The organism is Actinophytocola algeriensis (genome assembly GCF_014203735.1).
GTDB classification, from domain to species: Bacteria; Actinomycetota; Actinomycetes; order Mycobacteriales; family Pseudonocardiaceae; genus Actinophytocola; species Actinophytocola algeriensis.
On the sequence record NZ_JACHJQ010000001.1, the window covers coordinates 1129812 to 1145140 of the forward strand.

Annotated in this window: 14 protein-coding genes; 6 read left to right on the top strand and 8 right to left on the bottom strand. The window is 70.0% G+C overall.

What is annotated here, in order from left to right; all coding sequences use genetic code 11:
- Nucleotides 1–68: 68 nt before the first annotated feature.
- Nucleotides 69–2876, top strand: a complete 2808-nt coding sequence (locus tag FHR82_RS05365; RefSeq protein WP_184809061.1) for a vitamin B12-dependent ribonucleotide reductase — start codon at nt 69–71, stop codon at nt 2874–2876.
- A 78-nt stretch (nt 2877–2954) separates the two neighbouring features.
- On the opposite strand, the gene FHR82_RS05370 is transcribed toward FHR82_RS05365, so the two are convergent.
- Both FHR82_RS05370 and FHR82_RS05375 read right to left on the bottom strand, forming a co-directional pair.
- Nucleotides 2955–3344, bottom strand: coding sequence for a hypothetical protein (locus tag FHR82_RS05370; RefSeq protein ID WP_184809062.1), 390 nt, complete (start codon nt 3342–3344; stop codon nt 2955–2957).
- A 36-nt stretch (nt 3345–3380) separates the two neighbouring features.
- Nucleotides 3381–3806: an SRPBCC domain-containing protein gene (locus FHR82_RS05375; protein WP_184809063.1), complete on the bottom strand. Its 426-nt coding sequence runs from the start codon at nt 3804–3806 to the stop codon at nt 3381–3383.
- Nucleotides 3807–3867: 61 nt separating this feature from the next.
- On the opposite strand from FHR82_RS05375, the gene FHR82_RS05380 reads away from it, so the two are divergent.
- On the top strand, nt 3868–4623 hold the full coding sequence (locus FHR82_RS05380; RefSeq protein ID WP_184809064.1) for an SDR family NAD(P)-dependent oxidoreductase: 756 nt from the start codon (nt 3868–3870) through the stop codon (nt 4621–4623).
- A complete protein-coding gene (locus FHR82_RS05385; RefSeq protein ID WP_184809065.1) occupies nt 4613–5203 on the top strand; it encodes a TetR/AcrR family transcriptional regulator in 591 nt (196 codons plus the stop codon). Before FHR82_RS05380 ends, FHR82_RS05385 begins: the two co-directional genes overlap by 11 nt.
- Here FHR82_RS05385 and FHR82_RS05390 read toward each other — a convergent pair.
- Nucleotides 5194–5790, bottom strand: a complete 597-nt coding sequence (locus tag FHR82_RS05390; protein ID WP_184809066.1) for a TetR/AcrR family transcriptional regulator — start codon at nt 5788–5790, stop codon at nt 5194–5196. The two genes, FHR82_RS05385 and FHR82_RS05390, sit on opposite strands and share 10 nt — an antisense overlap.
- Before the next feature lie 96 nt (nt 5791–5886).
- On the opposite strand from FHR82_RS05390, the gene abc-f reads away from it, so the two are divergent.
- Nucleotides 5887–7485, top strand: a complete 1599-nt coding sequence (abc-f, locus tag FHR82_RS05395) for a ribosomal protection-like ABC-F family protein (RefSeq protein WP_184809067.1) — start codon at nt 5887–5889, stop codon at nt 7483–7485.
- Here the strand turns inward: abc-f and FHR82_RS05400 are convergent.
- Together FHR82_RS05400 and FHR82_RS05405 are read right to left on the bottom strand one after the other, a co-directional pair.
- Nucleotides 7459–9474 carry a prolyl oligopeptidase family serine peptidase gene (locus FHR82_RS05400; protein WP_184809068.1) on the bottom strand — a complete coding sequence of 672 codons (2016 nt, stop codon included), beginning with the start codon at nt 9472–9474 and terminating at the stop codon, nt 7459–7461. The genes abc-f and FHR82_RS05400 overlap by 27 nt on opposite strands.
- Before the next feature lie 16 nt (nt 9475–9490).
- Nucleotides 9491–10120 (bottom strand): TetR/AcrR family transcriptional regulator, encoded by a 630-nt coding sequence (locus tag FHR82_RS05405; protein ID WP_184809069.1) that lies wholly within the window; start codon nt 10118–10120, stop codon nt 9491–9493.
- Between the two features lie 99 nt (nt 10121–10219).
- Between FHR82_RS05405 and FHR82_RS05410 the strand changes: the two genes are divergently transcribed.
- The gene (locus tag FHR82_RS05410; protein WP_184809070.1) at nt 10220–10930 is read left to right on the top strand and encodes an SDR family NAD(P)-dependent oxidoreductase; all 711 of its coding nucleotides are present in this window, start codon (nt 10220–10222) and stop codon (nt 10928–10930) included.
- Here FHR82_RS05410 and FHR82_RS05415 read toward each other — a convergent pair.
- Together FHR82_RS05415 and add are read right to left on the bottom strand one after the other, a co-directional pair.
- A complete protein-coding gene (locus FHR82_RS05415) occupies nt 10927–11541 on the bottom strand; it encodes a gamma carbonic anhydrase family protein (RefSeq protein ID WP_225943943.1) in 615 nt (204 codons plus the stop codon). The genes FHR82_RS05410 and FHR82_RS05415 overlap by 4 nt on opposite strands.
- 122 nt (nt 11542–11663) lie before the next feature.
- Complete coding sequence (gene add / locus FHR82_RS05420) at nt 11664–12689, bottom strand: adenosine deaminase (protein WP_184809072.1); 1026 nt, start codon at nt 12687–12689, stop codon at nt 11664–11666.
- A gap of 213 nt (nt 12690–12902) precedes the next feature.
- Between add and FHR82_RS05425 the strand changes: the two genes are divergently transcribed.
- Nucleotides 12903–14102 (top strand): DUF4192 domain-containing protein, encoded by a 1200-nt coding sequence (locus FHR82_RS05425; protein ID WP_184809073.1) that lies wholly within the window; start codon nt 12903–12905, stop codon nt 14100–14102.
- Between the two features lie 252 nt (nt 14103–14354).
- Here the strand turns inward: FHR82_RS05425 and galE are convergent, their stop codons facing one another.
- Nucleotides 14355–15317, bottom strand: coding sequence for a UDP-glucose 4-epimerase GalE (gene galE, locus FHR82_RS05430; RefSeq protein ID WP_184809074.1), 963 nt, complete (start codon nt 15315–15317; stop codon nt 14355–14357).
- Nucleotides 15318–15329: the final 12 nt, after the last annotated feature.

Consider the following 15329-nt stretch of genomic DNA (forward strand, 5'->3'; position numbering starts at 1 on the left):
GAACGGTGGGCCCGTACACGGGAGCGAACGTGGCCACACCGAAACGTGCGAGTAACGAGGGAGAGGTCATGACGGAGACGGTGGGGACTGACAAGGAGCCCGCTACAGCGCAGCGGCTGACCGTGCGGCGCGTGCACACGACCGAGGGCGTGCACCCGTACGACGAGGTCACCTGGGAACACCGCGACGTGGTGATGACCAACTGGCGCGACGGCACGGTGAACTTCGAGCAGCGGGGCGTCGAGTTCCCCGAGTTCTGGTCCGTCAACGCCACGAACATCGTCACCAGCAAGTACTTCCGCGGTGCGGTGGGCACCCCGGTGCGTGAGCACTCCCTGCGCCAGCTCATCGACCGCGTCGTGCGGACCTATGTGGACGCCGGGATCCAGCACGGCTACTTCGCCACGCAGGACGACGCCACGATCTTCGAGCACGAGCTGGTCTGGATGCTGCTGCACCAGGTGTTCAGCTTCAACTCGCCGGTGTGGTTCAACGTGGGCACGTCGTCGCCGCAGCAGGTGTCCGCCTGCTTCATCCTCGCGGTCGACGACACCATGGACTCGATCCTCAACTGGTACCGCGAGGAGGGCCTGATCTTCAAGGGCGGCTCCGGTGCGGGCCTGAACCTCTCGCGCATCCGCTCGTCCAAGGAGCTGCTGTCCTCCGGCGGCACCGCCTCCGGCCCGGTCTCCTTCATGCGTGGCGCCGACGCGTCCGCGGGCACCATCAAGTCCGGTGGCGCGACCCGTCGCGCCGCGAAGATGGTCGTGCTCGACGTCGACCACCCGGACGTCGAGGAGTTCATCGAGACCAAGGCCAAGGAAGAGGCGAAGATCCGCGTCCTGCGCGACGCGGGCTTCGACATGGACCTCGGCGGTTCCGACATCACCTCGGTGCAGTACCAGAACGCCAACAACTCGATCCGCGTCTCGGACGAGTTCATGCACTCGGTCGAGCAGGACGGCCAGTTCGGCCTGCGGTCCCGCACCACCGGCGAGGTCATCGAAGAGGTCGGCGGCAAGTTGCTCTTCCGCAAGCTGGCACAGGCCGCGTGGGAGTGCGCCGACCCGGGCATCCAGTACGACAGCACCATCAACGACTGGCACACCTGCCCCGAGTCGGGCCGCATCACCGCGTCCAACCCGTGCAGCGAGTACATGCACCTGGACAACTCCAGCTGCAACCTCGCGTCGCTGAACCTGATGAAGTTCCTGCGCACGGACGGCACGTTCGACGCGGAGCTGTTCGCGAAGTCGGTCGAGCTGATCATCACCGCGATGGACATCTCGATCTGCTTCGCCGACTTCCCGACCGAGCCGATCGCCGAAACCACGCGCAAGTACCGCCAGCTGGGCATCGGCTACGCCAACCTGGGCGCGCTGCTGATGGCGACCGGCCACGCGTACGACTCGGACGGCGGCCGTGCGCTCGCCGCCGCCATCACGTCGCTGATGTCCGGCACCGCCTACCGCCGCTCCGCTGAGCTGGCCGGTGTCGTCGGCGCGTACGAGGGCTACAGCCGCAACGCCGACGCGCACCAGAAGGTCATGCGCAAGCACGCCGCGGCGAACGACCTGATCCGCACGTTCCACCACAACGACGTCGCGGTGCAGCGCCTCGCGACGCAGGAGTGGCAGCGCGGCCTGATGATCGGCGCGACGAACGGGTGGCGCAACGCCCAGGCGTCCGTGCTGGCCCCCACCGGCACCATCGGCCTGATGATGGACTGCGACACGACCGGCATCGAGCCGGACCTGGCGCTGGTCAAGTTCAAGAAGCTGGTCGGCGGCGGCTCCATGCAGATCGTCAACCAGACGGTGCCGCGCGCGCTGCGGGCCCTGGGCTACCAGGACGAGCAGATCGAGGCGATCGTCGAGTTCATCGCCGAGCAGGGGCACGTCATCGACGCCCCCGGCCTGCGCAAGGAGCACTACGAGGTCTTCGACTGCGCCATGGGCGAGCGCTCCATCGCGCCGATGGGCCACGTGCGCATGATGGCCACGGTCCAGCCGTTCATCTCGGGCGCCATCTCCAAGACGGTGAACATGCCCGAGGCCGCGACGGTCGAGGACGTCGAGGAGATCTACTTCCAGGGCTGGAAGCTGGGCCTCAAGGCACTCGCCATCTACCGCGACAACTGCAAGGTCGGCCAGCCCCTGTCCGCGGGCAAGGGCAACAACAAGGGCGAGGCGGAGCCCGAGACGGTCATCGAGTACCGCCCGGTCCGCAAGCGCCTCCCGAAGAAGCGCCCGTCCCAGACGGTGTCGTTCACGGTCGGCGGCGCGGAGGGCTACCTCCACGCGGGCTCGTACCCGGACGACGGTCTCGGCGAGATCTTCGTCAAGCTGGGCAAGCAGGGCTCCACGCTCGCCGGCGTGATGGACGCGTTCTCCATGTCCATCTCGGTCGGTCTCCAGTACGGCATCCCGCTGGAGTTCTACGTCTCGAAGTTCCAGAACCTCCGCTTCGAGCCGGCAGGCATGACCGACGACCCGGACGTCCGGATCGCCACGAGCGTCCTGGACTACCTGTTCCGCAGGCTGGCGCTGGACTACCTCCCGTACGAGAAGCGCGCCCAGCTGGGCATCTTCACGGCCGACGAGCGCTCAGCCCAACTGAACAACGACTACGGCCCCTCGGGTGACGTGGACATCGAGGGCATGCGCAGCACGGTCGAGGCCACCCCGGCCGCACCGAAGCAGGTGGAGGCCGCCAAGCCGAACCTCCAGGAGGCGCACAGCTCCACCGAGCTGCTGGAACTCCACCTCGGCAAGGCGGCAGACGCCCCGCTGTGCATGACCTGCGGTACCAAGATGCGCCCCGCGGGCTCGTGCTACCTCTGCGAAGGCTGCGGTTCGACGTCCGGCTGCAGCTGACCGACTGAGAACGACGTTCCGTGGGCCTCAACCAAACGGTTGGGGCCCACGGGCACATTCACGCCCACGGCCGGTGGCTCATCTCTCAGGGCATGCGGCGTCTCTTCCCGTGACCTGCCTGCGTCGCGCGATCAGTGCCACTCCCGCGAGCGCCGCGAACGCCAGCAGGAACCACGCATCCGAACCGTGGCCGCCGGACGCGCGGTCCAGGTAGTGGTTGGCCGCGTGGAACAGGTTGGTGAACCCGAACCCGACGAGCACCACCGTCAGCACGTCCCGCGACCACAGCGCGGTCAGCATCATCAACCCGATCGCGATCTGGAACACACCGGCGTCGTGCAGGAAGTGTTCGTGGTTCGGCCAGTTCGCCCACTCCGCGAAGCTGGCCGGTCCGAACCGGCACCACATCCCGATGCCGATCATCATCGCCGCGCCGACCGCCGTCACGCCCCAGACCACCTGTCTCATGCCGGTAGGACGGGGAGACAGCCGCGAGCGTGACAGTCAGTCCTCCACGCGATCCTTCAGCGCCGCGTTCAGTGCGCGGAAGTCCTTCTCCGTCTGGTCGATCATCGAGCGCAGCAACGGAACCAGCACACCGCGGAACACCTCGCTCTGCACCAGCCGGGTCGCACCGCCCACTTCGGACAGCGTGAACCGGTGCTCCGCGCTGAACAGCCACGACCACCGCAGCGCGCCGAGCCACACCAGTTCCGCGTTCTCCCGCACCGCGCGGACCTCCGGCGTGAACGTCTGCGCCCGGCCCTGGCCCGGCACCATGTGCAGTGTGAGCGTCTCGCCGACGGCGAGCGTGCCCGACGCCTCCGTGATGAACGGGTTCCACTCCGGGTAGGCGGCGAAGTCGGTCAGCACCGCCCACACCGCGGCCGGCGGTGCGTCGATCTCGGTCTCCGTGCGGATCACGCGCATGCCACCCAATCTATCTCTAGAACCTTGTTCTAGAACTTTGTTCCAATTAAGCTGCGTGGTCATGCGGACTGCTGTGGTGACGGGCGGCAATCGGGGCATCGGCTACGCGGTGTGTGAGTCGCTGGCGCACAAGGGTTTCCGGACGATCGCGGTCGTCCGTGACCCGGCGGCGGAGGTGCCGCGCGATGTCGGGACCGTGCATGGCGACCTGGCGAACAAGCGCACGGTCGCGGCGCTCGCGACCGCGTTGCGCGACACCTGCGAGACCATCGACGTCCTCGTCCACAACGCGGGCGTCTGGCCGACCCGCCTCCGGCACAACGAAGACGGCATCGAGGAGTCCTTCGCCGTCAACCACCTGGCGCCCTTCCAGCTGAACCTCGCGCTGGAGGACCGGCTGCGCCGCGTGGTGCAGGTCAGTGCGGGCCTGTACGTGAAGGGCCGCGTCGACCTCGGCAGAACTCCGTACGGCGAGGACTTCCACCGCATGCGCACCTACTGCGACACCAAACGCGCGAACCTCCTGCTCGTGCCGCTGTTCGCGCGCCGGTGGCAGGATGCGGGAGTGACCATCGACGCGGTGCACCCCGGGGTGATCCGCACCGATCTCGGCGACCCGGGCGGTGCGCTGGGTGCCGTGCTGCGCCTGGTGAAACGCCGCTGGGCCACCCCGGCCGACGGTGCCGTGCCGATCGTGCGCCTCGTCGACGACCCCGGGACGGGCCGCTACTTCAACGTCGACGCCGAGGACGCACTGCCGGACGAGCCAGCCCAGGCATTGTGGGACCAGGCACGGGAACTGACCGGTGCCGGTTAAGCAGCGGCGCGGCGAGGAAACGCGGCGGCGACTCCTGGACGCGGCACTGGCCGTGCACGCGGCAGCCGGGACCGAGGGCTTCACCGTGCACGCGGTCGTCGCCGAGAGCGGGGTGAGCCTCGGCAGCCTCTACCACCACTTCGGCAGTTTCGACGGGCTGGCGGCCGCGCTCTACACCCGCTGCATGGCCGAGCTGCTGGACGAGATCGTGGCCGCGCTCGGCCGGGCCAGGACGCCGCGGTCAGGTGTGCGCGCCGTGGTGACGGCCTACCTCGGCCACGTCGCGGAGCGGTCGGCGAGCGCGCGGTTCATCCACGCGTCCGCGTACGCGGCCTACCTCCCCGCGCACGCGGAGACGATCGCCGCGATGAAGGCCCCGAGGATGGCGCGCATGACGGCGTGGCTCGCACCGCACATCGCGGCAGGCGCGGTGGTGGACCTGCCGGACCCGCTGACGGAGATGCTGCTCATCGGCCCGGTCGCCGAACTGTCCCGCCGCTGGCTGAACGGCGCCGACATCGACCTGCCCCGCGCGGCGAAGCTGCTCCCGGACCGCATCTGGGCGTCCCTTCAGGCGTAGAGACCTGCCCGGGCGGCATGCGCGACCGCTGCCGCCGACTGGTCGGCCAGGTCCTCCGTCGCTGGCTCGCCCGCGATCAGCACCCGGTAGTAGAACGGCGCGACGGCCGCCTTCACCACCGCGCCGGCGTCCGTCCCGGCGGGCACTTCGCCCCGCTCCACCGCCCGCGTCACCACCGCGGCGGACCGCCGGTGCCGCTCGGCGTAGAAGTCGCGCAGCGCGGCCGCTGCCCGCTCCGACTGGAACGCCGCCGCGACGAACGCAGCCGACGCGGGCGTGCCGGCGAACGTCACCACCACCTCCCGTGCCAGTTCCCGCAGGTCACGCTCGAAGGAACCGGTGTCCGGCGGCGCCCAGCCGTCCTCGTCCGCGAGCGCCAGCGCGTCGACCACGAGCCCGTCCACGCCGCCCCACCGCCGGTACACGGTCGTCTTGTGCACACCCGAACGTGCGGCCACCGCCTCCACCGTCAGTCCCGCGTAGCCGTGCACGGCCAGTTCGGCGAGCGTCGCGTCCCGGACCGCCGCCCTGGTCCGCGCGGTCCGGCCGCCCGGCCGGGAAGTCGGTTGCACACCGGAGGCATCCATGGCACCATGCTAATGCAACTGGAGTCGCATTAAGGGAGCGAGTCACATGGACTTCTGAGGTCTGTCCTCAACCGGCACCCACCTCAGGAGACCTGTATGTCTACCCAGCTGACCCTGCGCGACGTCCGCAAGTCCTTCGGCGAACGCCTTCTCCTCGACGCCGTCTCCCTCACGATCCGGCCCGGTGAACGCGTCGGCATCGTCGGCGAGAACGGCGCGGGCAAGTCCACGTTGCTCCGCGTGCTGGCCGGACGGGAAGCCGCCGACGACGGCGAGGTCATCGTCACCGCCGAGAGCATCGGCTACGTCGGCCAGACGCCCGAACTGCCACCGGACCGCCTGGTCGGCGACGTCATCGACGCCGCGCTGGCCGACCTGCGGGCCATGGAACGACGGCTGCGCGAGCTGGAGTCCACACTGGACGAGTCCACCATGCGTGAGTACGGCGACCTGCTGACCAGGTTCGAACTGCGCGACGGCTACCAGGCCGACGCCCGCGTCGACAAGGCACGGCACGCGCTCGGCCTCGCCGGCATCGACAGGGACCGCCGTCTCGGCACCCTGTCCGGTGGCGAACAGGCCCGGCTCGGCCTCGCCTGCCTCATCGCCGCGGCACCCGAGGTGATGCTCCTCGACGAGCCGACCAACCACCTCGACGCCGGTGCGCTCACCTGGCTGGAGGACCACCTGCGCACACACCGCGGCACGGTTGTCGCCGTGTCGCACGACCGGGTGTTCCTCGAACGGGTCGCGACGGCGATCGTGGAGGTCGACGGTGACCGCCGGGCCGTCGCCCGCTACGGCGACGGTTATGCCGGCTACCTCGCGGCGAAGCAGAACGCGCGCCGTCGCTGGGAGCTGGCGTTCGAGCGGTGGACCACGGAGATCGCGGAGCTGACCGAGTTCGCCACCACCACCGCGCACCAGGTCGCGCCCGGCCGGGTGATGAAGGACAACAACAAGATGAGCTACGACCGGCACGGCGGTCGCGTGCAGGCGTCGGAGTCCAGCCGCGTGCGCAACGCCCGCGAACGGCTCCGCCGCCTGCACGACCACCCGGTGCCGCGCCCGCCGGACCCGTTGCGGTTCACCGGCCGCCTCACCGCGGGCGACCCGCCGGAGAAGGTCGCGACGCTGCGGGACGTCCGCGTCGCGGACCGGCTCCGGGTGCCGGACCTGACGATCACCGGCAGGCAGCGGCTCCTCGTCCACGGTCCCAACGGGGCTGGCAAGACCACGCTGCTGCGCGTTCTCGCCGGTGCCGTCGACCCGGACGCGGGCAGCGTCACCCGGCACGGCCGCGTGGGCTACCTGGCGCAGGAGATCCCCGTCGACCACCCGCGCCGCAGCCTGTTCGCGGCGTACGCCGACGGCAGGCCCGGTCTGCCGGAGGAACACGCGGGGCAACTGCTGTCGCTCGGCCTGTTCCGTCCGGCTGACCTGCGGGTACCGGTCGGGGCGCTGTCCGCGGGCCAGCGCCGCAGGCTCGCGCTCGCCCGGCTGCTCACCGGCGGGATCGACCTGCTGCTGCTCGACGAACCGTCCAACCACCTGTCGCTCTCCCTGGTGGAGGAGCTGGAGGAGGCCATGTCCGCGTTCACCGGGGCCCTGGTCGTGGTGTCCCACGACCGTGCGCTGCGCCGCCGTTTCACCGGCGACCAGGTGGCGCTATCCGGCGGACGGCTCGTCGCTTAGTTGCCGCCACAGGAACTCGAACACCAGGCCCCACTTGAAGGCCAGCTGTTCGTTGTCCGCGGCGCCGCCGTGCCCGCCCTCGATGTTCTCGTAGTACCGGACGTCGTAGCCCAGTTCCTGCAGCCGTGCCATCATCTTGCGCGCGTGACCTGGGTGGACCCGGTCGTCCCTGGTGGACGTGAGGATGATCGTCGGCGGGTACGGGCGGTCCGCCGCGATGTTCTGGTACGGCGAGTACTCCTTGAGGTAGGCCCATTCCTCGGGCTCGTCGGGGTCGCCGTACTCGGCCATCCAGGACGCACCCGCGAGCAGCTTGTGGTACCGCCGCATGTCCAGCAGCGGCACCTGGCACACGATCGCGCCGAACAGCTCGGGATAGCGGGTCAGCATGACACCCATCAGCAGGCCGCCGTTGGAACCGCCCTGGATGCCGAGCCGTTCCCGCGTGGTGATGCCCCGCGCGACCAGGTCCTTCGCGACGGCCGCGAAGTCCTCGTACACCCGCAGCCGGTTCTCCTTGATCACCGACTGGTGCCACTCCGGGCCGTACTCGCCGCCGCCGCGGATGTTCGCGACCACGTACGTGCCGCCGCGCTCCAGCCAGCTGCGGCCGGTCACGCCGCTGTAGCTGGGGGTGAGCGGCACCTCGAAGCCGCCGTAGCCGGTCATCAGCGTCGGCCCGTCGTTCTCCTGCCCCACCACGAAGTACGGGATGCGGGTGCCGTCGTCGGAGGTCGCGAAGTACTGCTGCGTCGACAACCCGTCGGCGGCGTAGAACGCGGGCGCCCGCTTCACGACCTCGACGTCGCCGCCGATCTCACCGCGGTACAGCGTGGCGGGCTGCGTGTAGCCGCTCGCGTTGAGGAAGTACTCGTCGTCGACGTCGGGGTTCGTGTCGAGGATGTCGGCCGAGCCTGCCTCCGGGACACCCGCGAGCGGTGCGCGCGCCCAGTCCTCGGCCGGGGTGAGCACCTCGAAGCGGCTCTTCACGTCCTGCAACGACGCCACGACCAGGTGGTTCTTGGTCCACATGTGGTACTGCAGCGAGGTGTGCTCGTCCGGTTCGAACACGACGGTCAGGTCCCGGCCGCCCGCGAGGAAGTCGTCGAACCGCGCGGCCAGCAGGGCGCCTGCCGGGTAGGTCGTGCCGTCCACCGTCCACGGGGTCCTGGTGCTGATCAGCAGCCATTCGCGGTGCGACGAGGTCTCCGCGTCGTCGGGCACGTCGATCTTGACCAGCTCGCCGTCCGGCCGCCGCAGGAACTTCTCCGTGCGGTAGAAGTCCGGGCTGCGGTAGACGAAGTCGCGTTCGAAGCCCTCGGTGGGGTCGTGGAACGCGCCGGCCGCCACGTCGTCCGGCTTGCCCTCGTAGACGGTGACCGCCTCGGACAGCGGGGTGCCGCGCCGCCACTCCTTCGCGACCCTGGGGTAGCCGGACGTGGTCAGGGAACCCTCGCCGAAGTCGGTGCCGACGTAGATCCCGTCCTCGTCGATCCACCCGACGCGGCTCTTCGCCTCCGGCAGCGTGAACCCGTCCTCGACGAACGCCTTCGTCGCCAGGTCGAACTCCCGCACGACGGTCGCGTCTGCGCCGCCGCGGGACAGCTCGACCAGGGCGCGCCGGTAGCCGGGCCGCAGCACGGCCGCGCCCTGCCACACCCAGCTCTCGTCCTCGGCCTTCGCGAGCGCGTCGACGTCGAGCACCAGCTCCCAGTCGGGGTCGTCGGTCTTGTAGCTCTCGAGGGTGGTGCGCCGCCACAGGCCGCGCGGGTTGGTCGCGTCCTGCCAGAAGTTGTAGAGGTGGTCGCCGCGTCTGCGTACGTACGGGATCCGGTCGTCCGCGTCGAGGACCTCGCGGATCCCGTCCCGCAGACCGGTGAACCGGTCGCCGGTCAGCTCCGCGGTGGTCTCGGCGTTGCGTTCCCGCACCCAGTCCAGGGCGGTCTCGCCGGTGACCTCTTCCAGCCAGAGGTACGGGTCGTCTGTCATGACACGAGTCTGCCCGTCAGCCGCCGAGCGTGCGCATGGCCTCCGCCACCTCGTCCGGTTCGAGTGCCTTGCCGGGCAGCGGGTGGGCGGCGTCCGCGCGGAGTCCGTCGAGAAGGAAGGCCAGGTGGCGGCGCCACGCGTCGGGTGCGGTCGCGGCGGTCGCGTTGATGATCGTCGTGGTGCTCCAGACCACGAACGCGAAGTCGCCCTCCTCGAAGTCCGCCCGCAGCTGCCCGGACTCCTTGGCGTTGCCGACGATCCGCAGCACCAGCTCGTGGCCGCGGGCCTTGAGCCGGTCGATCTCCGGGGTGTCCGGCAGGGCCCGCGCGCACAGCTCGTTGTAGGCGCGGTCGGCCGCCTGGAGCTCGCAGCAGTGCTCGATGAACCAGGCGAACCCCTCCCACGGGTCGGCCATCGTCGACGCCTTTTCCGCCAGCTCGACCGCGTTCGCCACCTTGCACGCGAGCGCGGCTTCGATCAGCTCGCCGCGAGTGGGGAAGCGGTTGTAGAGCGTGCCGATCGACACGCCTGCCTCCTTGGCGATGTCCTCGAGCGGCACGTCGAGTCCCCGAGCCGCGTAGCGGCGGCGGGCTGCCGCGACCAGCAGGTCCCGGTTGCGCTGCGCGTCCTTCCGCAACGTTCTCATGGCGCCATCCTAGCGATGTTGAGGCTTATCTCAACTTGATGGTACGGTCGGGTCCCATGAACTTGAGGTCATCCTCAAGTTATGTGGAGGGAGATTCTGTTGAAGACCATCGCCATCTTCGGCGCGGGCCCCGCGCTCGGCCTGTCCGTCGCGCGCCGGTTCGGCAGGGAGGGCTACCGCGTCGCGCTCGTGGCACGCCGCCAGGAGAGCCTCGACGCGCTGGCCGTCGAACTGCCGGATGCGGAGACGTTCCGCGCGGACCTGCTCGACCCGGCTCAGCTCACGGCGGCCGTCGCCGCGATCGAGAACCGGTTCGGGCACATCGACGTCGCGGTGTGGAGCCCGGGCGGGCTCGACCAGCAACGCGTCGCCGTGCTCGACATCGACCCCGACGAGCTGCCCGCCCAGCTGGAGCTGCTCCTGCTCGCGCCGATCCGGCTCGCTCGGCTCCTGCTGCCGGGCATGCGGGGCCGAGGTGATGGCGCGCTGCTCTACGCGTCCGGCACGTTGGCGCTGCGGCCCACCCCGCAGCTCGGCAACATCGGTGTCGCGCTCGCCGGCATGCGCAACTACATCCACGGCGCGAACGCCGCGCTCGCAGACGAGGGCGTGTACCTCGGCGTCGTCCCGATCGACGGGCTGATCAAGAACAGTGCCGCTGAGGCCGTCGTGCTGTCGGCGCCGGAGGAGTTCGCGAACTTCGACCTGGCCGCGCTGTTGGCTAGCGGGCTCGACCCGGACGACATCGCCGAGGTCTTCTGGGACCTCAACCTCAAGCGCGACCGGGTCGAGGAGGTCGTCGGCGGTTAGCCGACCACCTCGTCGTCGGCGTGCGCGGCGTACTCGGCCGACCGGACCTCCGCGACCTCGCGGTAGCGGGTGACCCGGTCGGTCCACGCGGTGCGCACGCCGAACGCGGCGTCGGCGAACCCGGCCCGCGAGATGGCCGCGGCGAGTTCGTCGGCTCGGTCCGGCCCGAACACCTCCGCCGGGTCCCCGACCGCCGTGGTGTGCGGCGGCAGGAAGAACTCGTCCGGCAGCACCGTCCGCGCGTGCACCAGCGCGGCGACCGCGACGCACGCACCCGTGCCGACCGTCGCCCCCTGCAGCACGGTTGCGTTGGCCGCCAGGTACGCGGCCGCCCTGACGCGCGCACCGAGCACTGTCGCATGTGGACCGACGAACGCGTGGTCCGCCACCACGACCGGTGCGTCGGTGACCGCGGTCGCCCGCAACACGGCGTGCTCGGACACGATGGTGTACGCGCCGATCTCCACCCGCGACCCCTCGGCGTCCAGCACGGCGCCGTACATCACGCGGGCGTGCGGCCCTACGAGGACGTCGCCCACGAGCGTGGCGTTCGGCGCGACGTACGCCGTCGGATCGACCCGCGGTTCCGTTCCCCGATGTCGGATCAGCATGCCGTCCATGGTCGTCCGAAAGCCGCGATGTCGCTGGCGAGTATCGGACCTGGCGTTGGCCTGCCCTCCTCTCCTTTCTTCGGCGATGGCCCCGGCGTGGCCGTCACCGGCTCACTGGTCGCCTACAAGCTCGCCGGGCTCGTGTAGTTCCGCTCGGCGTCGTCGATCTCGGCCAGCAGCGTGGCCTTGAGGTCGTCGTCGCAGAACGCGGCCCGCGCGCCCGCCCTCGCCAGGTCGGCGAGGTCGCCCCGGCTCAGCCCGAAGTGCTCGTGCACGAGCAGGTACTCGCGGTTGAGGTCCGTGTGGAACATGCCGGGGTCGTCGGTCGCCAGCGTGACCGGCACCCCGGCGTCCAGTAATCGTGGGAACGGGTGCTCGGCGAGGGCCGAGACGGCGCGGGTGCGGAGGTTGGAGGTGGGGCACACCTCGACCGGGATGCCCTCGCTCGCCAGGTGGGTCAGCAGGTTCGGGTCGCGGACCGCGCTGGTGCCGTGCCCGATGCGTTCCGCGCGCAGGTGGGTGAGCGCGGACCAGATCGTCTCCGGCCCGGTGGTCTCACCCGCGTGCGGCACCAGGTGCAGGCCGCCGTCCCGCGCCATGTCGAACGGCACCCGGTACCGCTCGCGAGGCACCCCGGCCTCCATGCCGCCGAGGCCGAAGCCGACGGTGCCCGCCGGGCGGTGCCGCAGCGCCCACTCGGCGGTCGCGACCCCGGCCTCGTAACCGAGCGAACCGGCGATGTCGAACACCCACGCGAGCACCACGCCGTGCTCCCGCAGCGCCCGCAGGCGGCCCTCGGTGAGCGCCTCGGCCAGTTCGTCCGGCTCGATGCCCATCATGACGTGCGGGACCGGCGTGACCGTGACCTCGGCGTAGCGCACCTGGTTGGCGGCGAGGTCACGCGCGAGCCCGACGACGAGTTCGGTGACGTCCCCGCCGTTGACCACGAGCTGGTTGACCTTCACGTACACGTCGATGAAGTGCGCGAAGTCGGTGAACTCGTAGAAGGCGCGTAACTCCTCGCGCGCCGTCGGCACCAGCTTGGCCGGATGACGGCGCGCCAGCTCGAGGACGGTGTCCAGCGACGCGGAACCGACCAGGTGGACGTGCAGTTCGGCCTTGGGGAGCCGGTGGATGAAGTCACGCACACGACCATGGTGCACGAGCCCACCGACAATTTCTCCGCGTCGATCTCCGTGTCGATTCACCGTGTCGTGGAAGGCCTCGGCCCGTAACACACCCCACCGACAATTCCGTTCCCACGGCACCGTTTCCTGGCCACTTGTCCACAGCCCACCCACTTGTCCACATTCGCGCCACCGCACACCCCGCACCGTCGCCCCGGCACGCAGAGTGGACCCATGACGACTTCACACCCACACACCCACATCGTCCGCCGCGACCTGTCGGCACTGACCGCGGGAATCCCGCACATGATCGGCTTCCCGCCGATGGACTCGTTGGTGCTGTTCACGTTCAGCCGATCACCGATGCTCACCGTGGCCACCACGCTGAGAGCCGATCTCCCGGCCCCGCACCACATACCCGAGATGACAGAACAGGTGGTGGCGGCCGCGGAACACAACGAGGTCGTGGCGGCGATCGCCGTGGTCGTGGGCGGCACACTGGAGGAACACCGGCCACTGGTGGACGCACTGCGCAAAGCCTTGGGAGACAAGGACATCACGCTGATCCACGCCAGCTGGGTGAGCCGCGTGCTCGACGGCGAACGATGGCTGTGCTTCCTGGATCCACAGTGCACGGACGAGCTCCCGGACCCGCAGGCGTCCATATGGGCCGCGGCACGAGCCATCGCAGGCGACCCGATGTACGACGACCGCGAGGAGATGGCGGCCCAGCTGGCCCCGGACTCCCCGGAATCCCTTGCGAGAAGGGAGGAGCTACTGGACGCCCACCTCAGGAACCCCCGGCATCCGTACACGGAAGACGACCTGACGACCGACCTGGACCTGATGACACAGATGCTCACCGTGGCGGAGATGTCCCCGGAACCACCGACCCTGACCGACCGCCAGATCGTGCGCCTGGCCCGCGCGCTGTCACACATGGAGGTGAGAGACGAGTGCATGGCGGCAACACTGTCGCCCACTCCCGAGGCAGCGGAACGCTTGTGGCTGGTGCTGATCCGAGCGCTACCCGCACCGGAACGAGCGGAACCGGCGACACTGCTGGCCATGTCCGCGTACCTGCGAGGCGCGGGCGTACTGGCGGCACTGGCACTGGAAACAGCGCTGGACGCCAACCCGGCACACGCCATGGCCCTGATGCTGCACGCGGCCCTGACGTACCCGGTCCCACCGGACCGCCTGCGCGAGATGCTCGTGGCGAGCATCCTGAGGAACGAAGGCATCCTCGAGGAGGACGCTCCAGACGAAGACGACGACGATCCGCCGTGGGAGACGATCCCGGAACCACCCAGTCCGGGCCCACCACCGCCGGAACCGTTGAACGAACGCACAGCAGCCACACTGGGCCTGCTGACCCGCGACCGCACGACAGCGAACCCGCTGACCGCGTTCCTGCCACCGTGGCCGGCCTGACTGCCGCCACCGCGAACGCTTACGTGGAGCCAAAGCGGCCTGCGCGAGGGACTGTGAGGACGGCGGACGCGACTCCGGCCCGCCCGACGTCGGCCGACCGACCACGCGGCAACCACAACAGACGGGCCGTCGTCGCTGTCCCGTTCCTGGTCAGCGGTCGCGCGTCGAGCTCCGCCAGGTCCGCTGGCGCCGTGGCCGTTCGTGTCGCGAGAGCGGGCCTACGCCTGCCCCCGCTCCACAGAAGCCGCTGGCTCAGAGGGCGGAGCGGGCCTGGGTGAACTCCCACGCGTCGCGGACGATGACGTCCAGGTCCACGTGCTCCGGCTTCCACCCGAGCTCGTCCCGGGCGCGGTCGCTGGACGCGATCAGGGTCGGCGGGTCGCCCGGCCTGCGGTCCTTGACCTCGGCGGGGATCGGGTGGCCGGTCACCTTGCGGCAGGTCTCGATGACCTCGCGGACGGAGAAACCGGTGCCGCTGCCCAGGTTGTAGATGTCGTGGCTGCCCGGCTTCGCGTGTTCGAGGGCGAGCAGGTGCGCCTCGGCGAGGTCGGCGACATGGATGTAGTCGCGGATGCAGGTGCCGTCGGTGGTCGGGTAGTCCTCGCCGTACACGTGGATCGCCGCGCGCTGGCCCAGGGCTACCTGCAGGACGAGAGGAATGAGATGGGTTTCCGTGGTGTGGCGCTCGCCGTAGCCGCCCCACGCGCCTGCGACGTTGAAGTACCGCAGGCTCACCGCACCGAGCCCGTGTGCCTGTGCGTAGGAGGTGATGGCGTGGTCGATCGCGAGCTTGGTGGCGCCGTAGGTGTTGGTGGGCCGCGTCGGTGCGGTCTCGACGATCGGGACCACCTCGGCCTGCCCGTACACGGCGGCCGTGGACGAGAACACCAGCCGCGGCGTGCCGGAGGCACGAACGGCTTCGAGCAGACGGAGAGAGGTGAGCACGTTGCCGTCCCAGTACTTCTTGGGATCCTGCATCGACTCGGCGACCAGTGACTTGGCGGCGAAGTGCAGCACGCCGTCGAAGCCCTCGGCGAGCAGACCGTCAGCGGCCTCGGCCAGGTCCGCCTCGACGAACCGGGCGCCCTCGGGCACGGCGTCGGCGTGGCCGGTCGACAGGTCGTCCAGCACGGCGACCTCGTGGCCGGCCTTCAACAGACGCGCGGCGCACACGCTTCCGACATACCCAGCCCCGCCCGTGACGAGCAGCTTCACCACAATCTCCGT

Coding starts and splice junctions, on each gene's coding strand:
- FHR82_RS05365 (WP_184809061.1), top strand. CDS start 69: ATGACGGAGACGGTGGGGACTGACAAGGAGCCCGCTACAGCGCAGCGG.
- FHR82_RS05370 (WP_184809062.1), bottom strand. CDS start 3,344: ATGAGACAGGTGGTCTGGGGCGTGACGGCGGTCGGCGCGGCGATGATG.
- FHR82_RS05375 (WP_184809063.1), bottom strand. CDS start 3,806: ATGCGCGTGATCCGCACGGAGACCGAGATCGACGCACCGCCGGCCGCG.
- FHR82_RS05380 (WP_184809064.1), top strand. CDS start 3,868: ATGCGGACTGCTGTGGTGACGGGCGGCAATCGGGGCATCGGCTACGCG.
- FHR82_RS05390 (WP_184809066.1), bottom strand. CDS start 5,790: ATGGATGCCTCCGGTGTGCAACCGACTTCCCGGCCGGGCGGCCGGACC.
- abc-f (WP_184809067.1), top strand. CDS start 5,887: ATGTCTACCCAGCTGACCCTGCGCGACGTCCGCAAGTCCTTCGGCGAA.
- FHR82_RS05400 (WP_184809068.1), bottom strand. CDS start 9,474: ATGACAGACGACCCGTACCTCTGGCTGGAAGAGGTCACCGGCGAGACC.
- FHR82_RS05405 (WP_184809069.1), bottom strand. CDS start 10,120: ATGAGAACGTTGCGGAAGGACGCGCAGCGCAACCGGGACCTGCTGGTC.
- FHR82_RS05415 (WP_225943943.1), bottom strand. CDS start 11,541: ATGCTGATCCGACATCGGGGAACGGAACCGCGGGTCGATCCGACGGCG.
- FHR82_RS05425 (WP_184809073.1), top strand. CDS start 12,903: ATGACGACTTCACACCCACACACCCACATCGTCCGCCGCGACCTGTCG.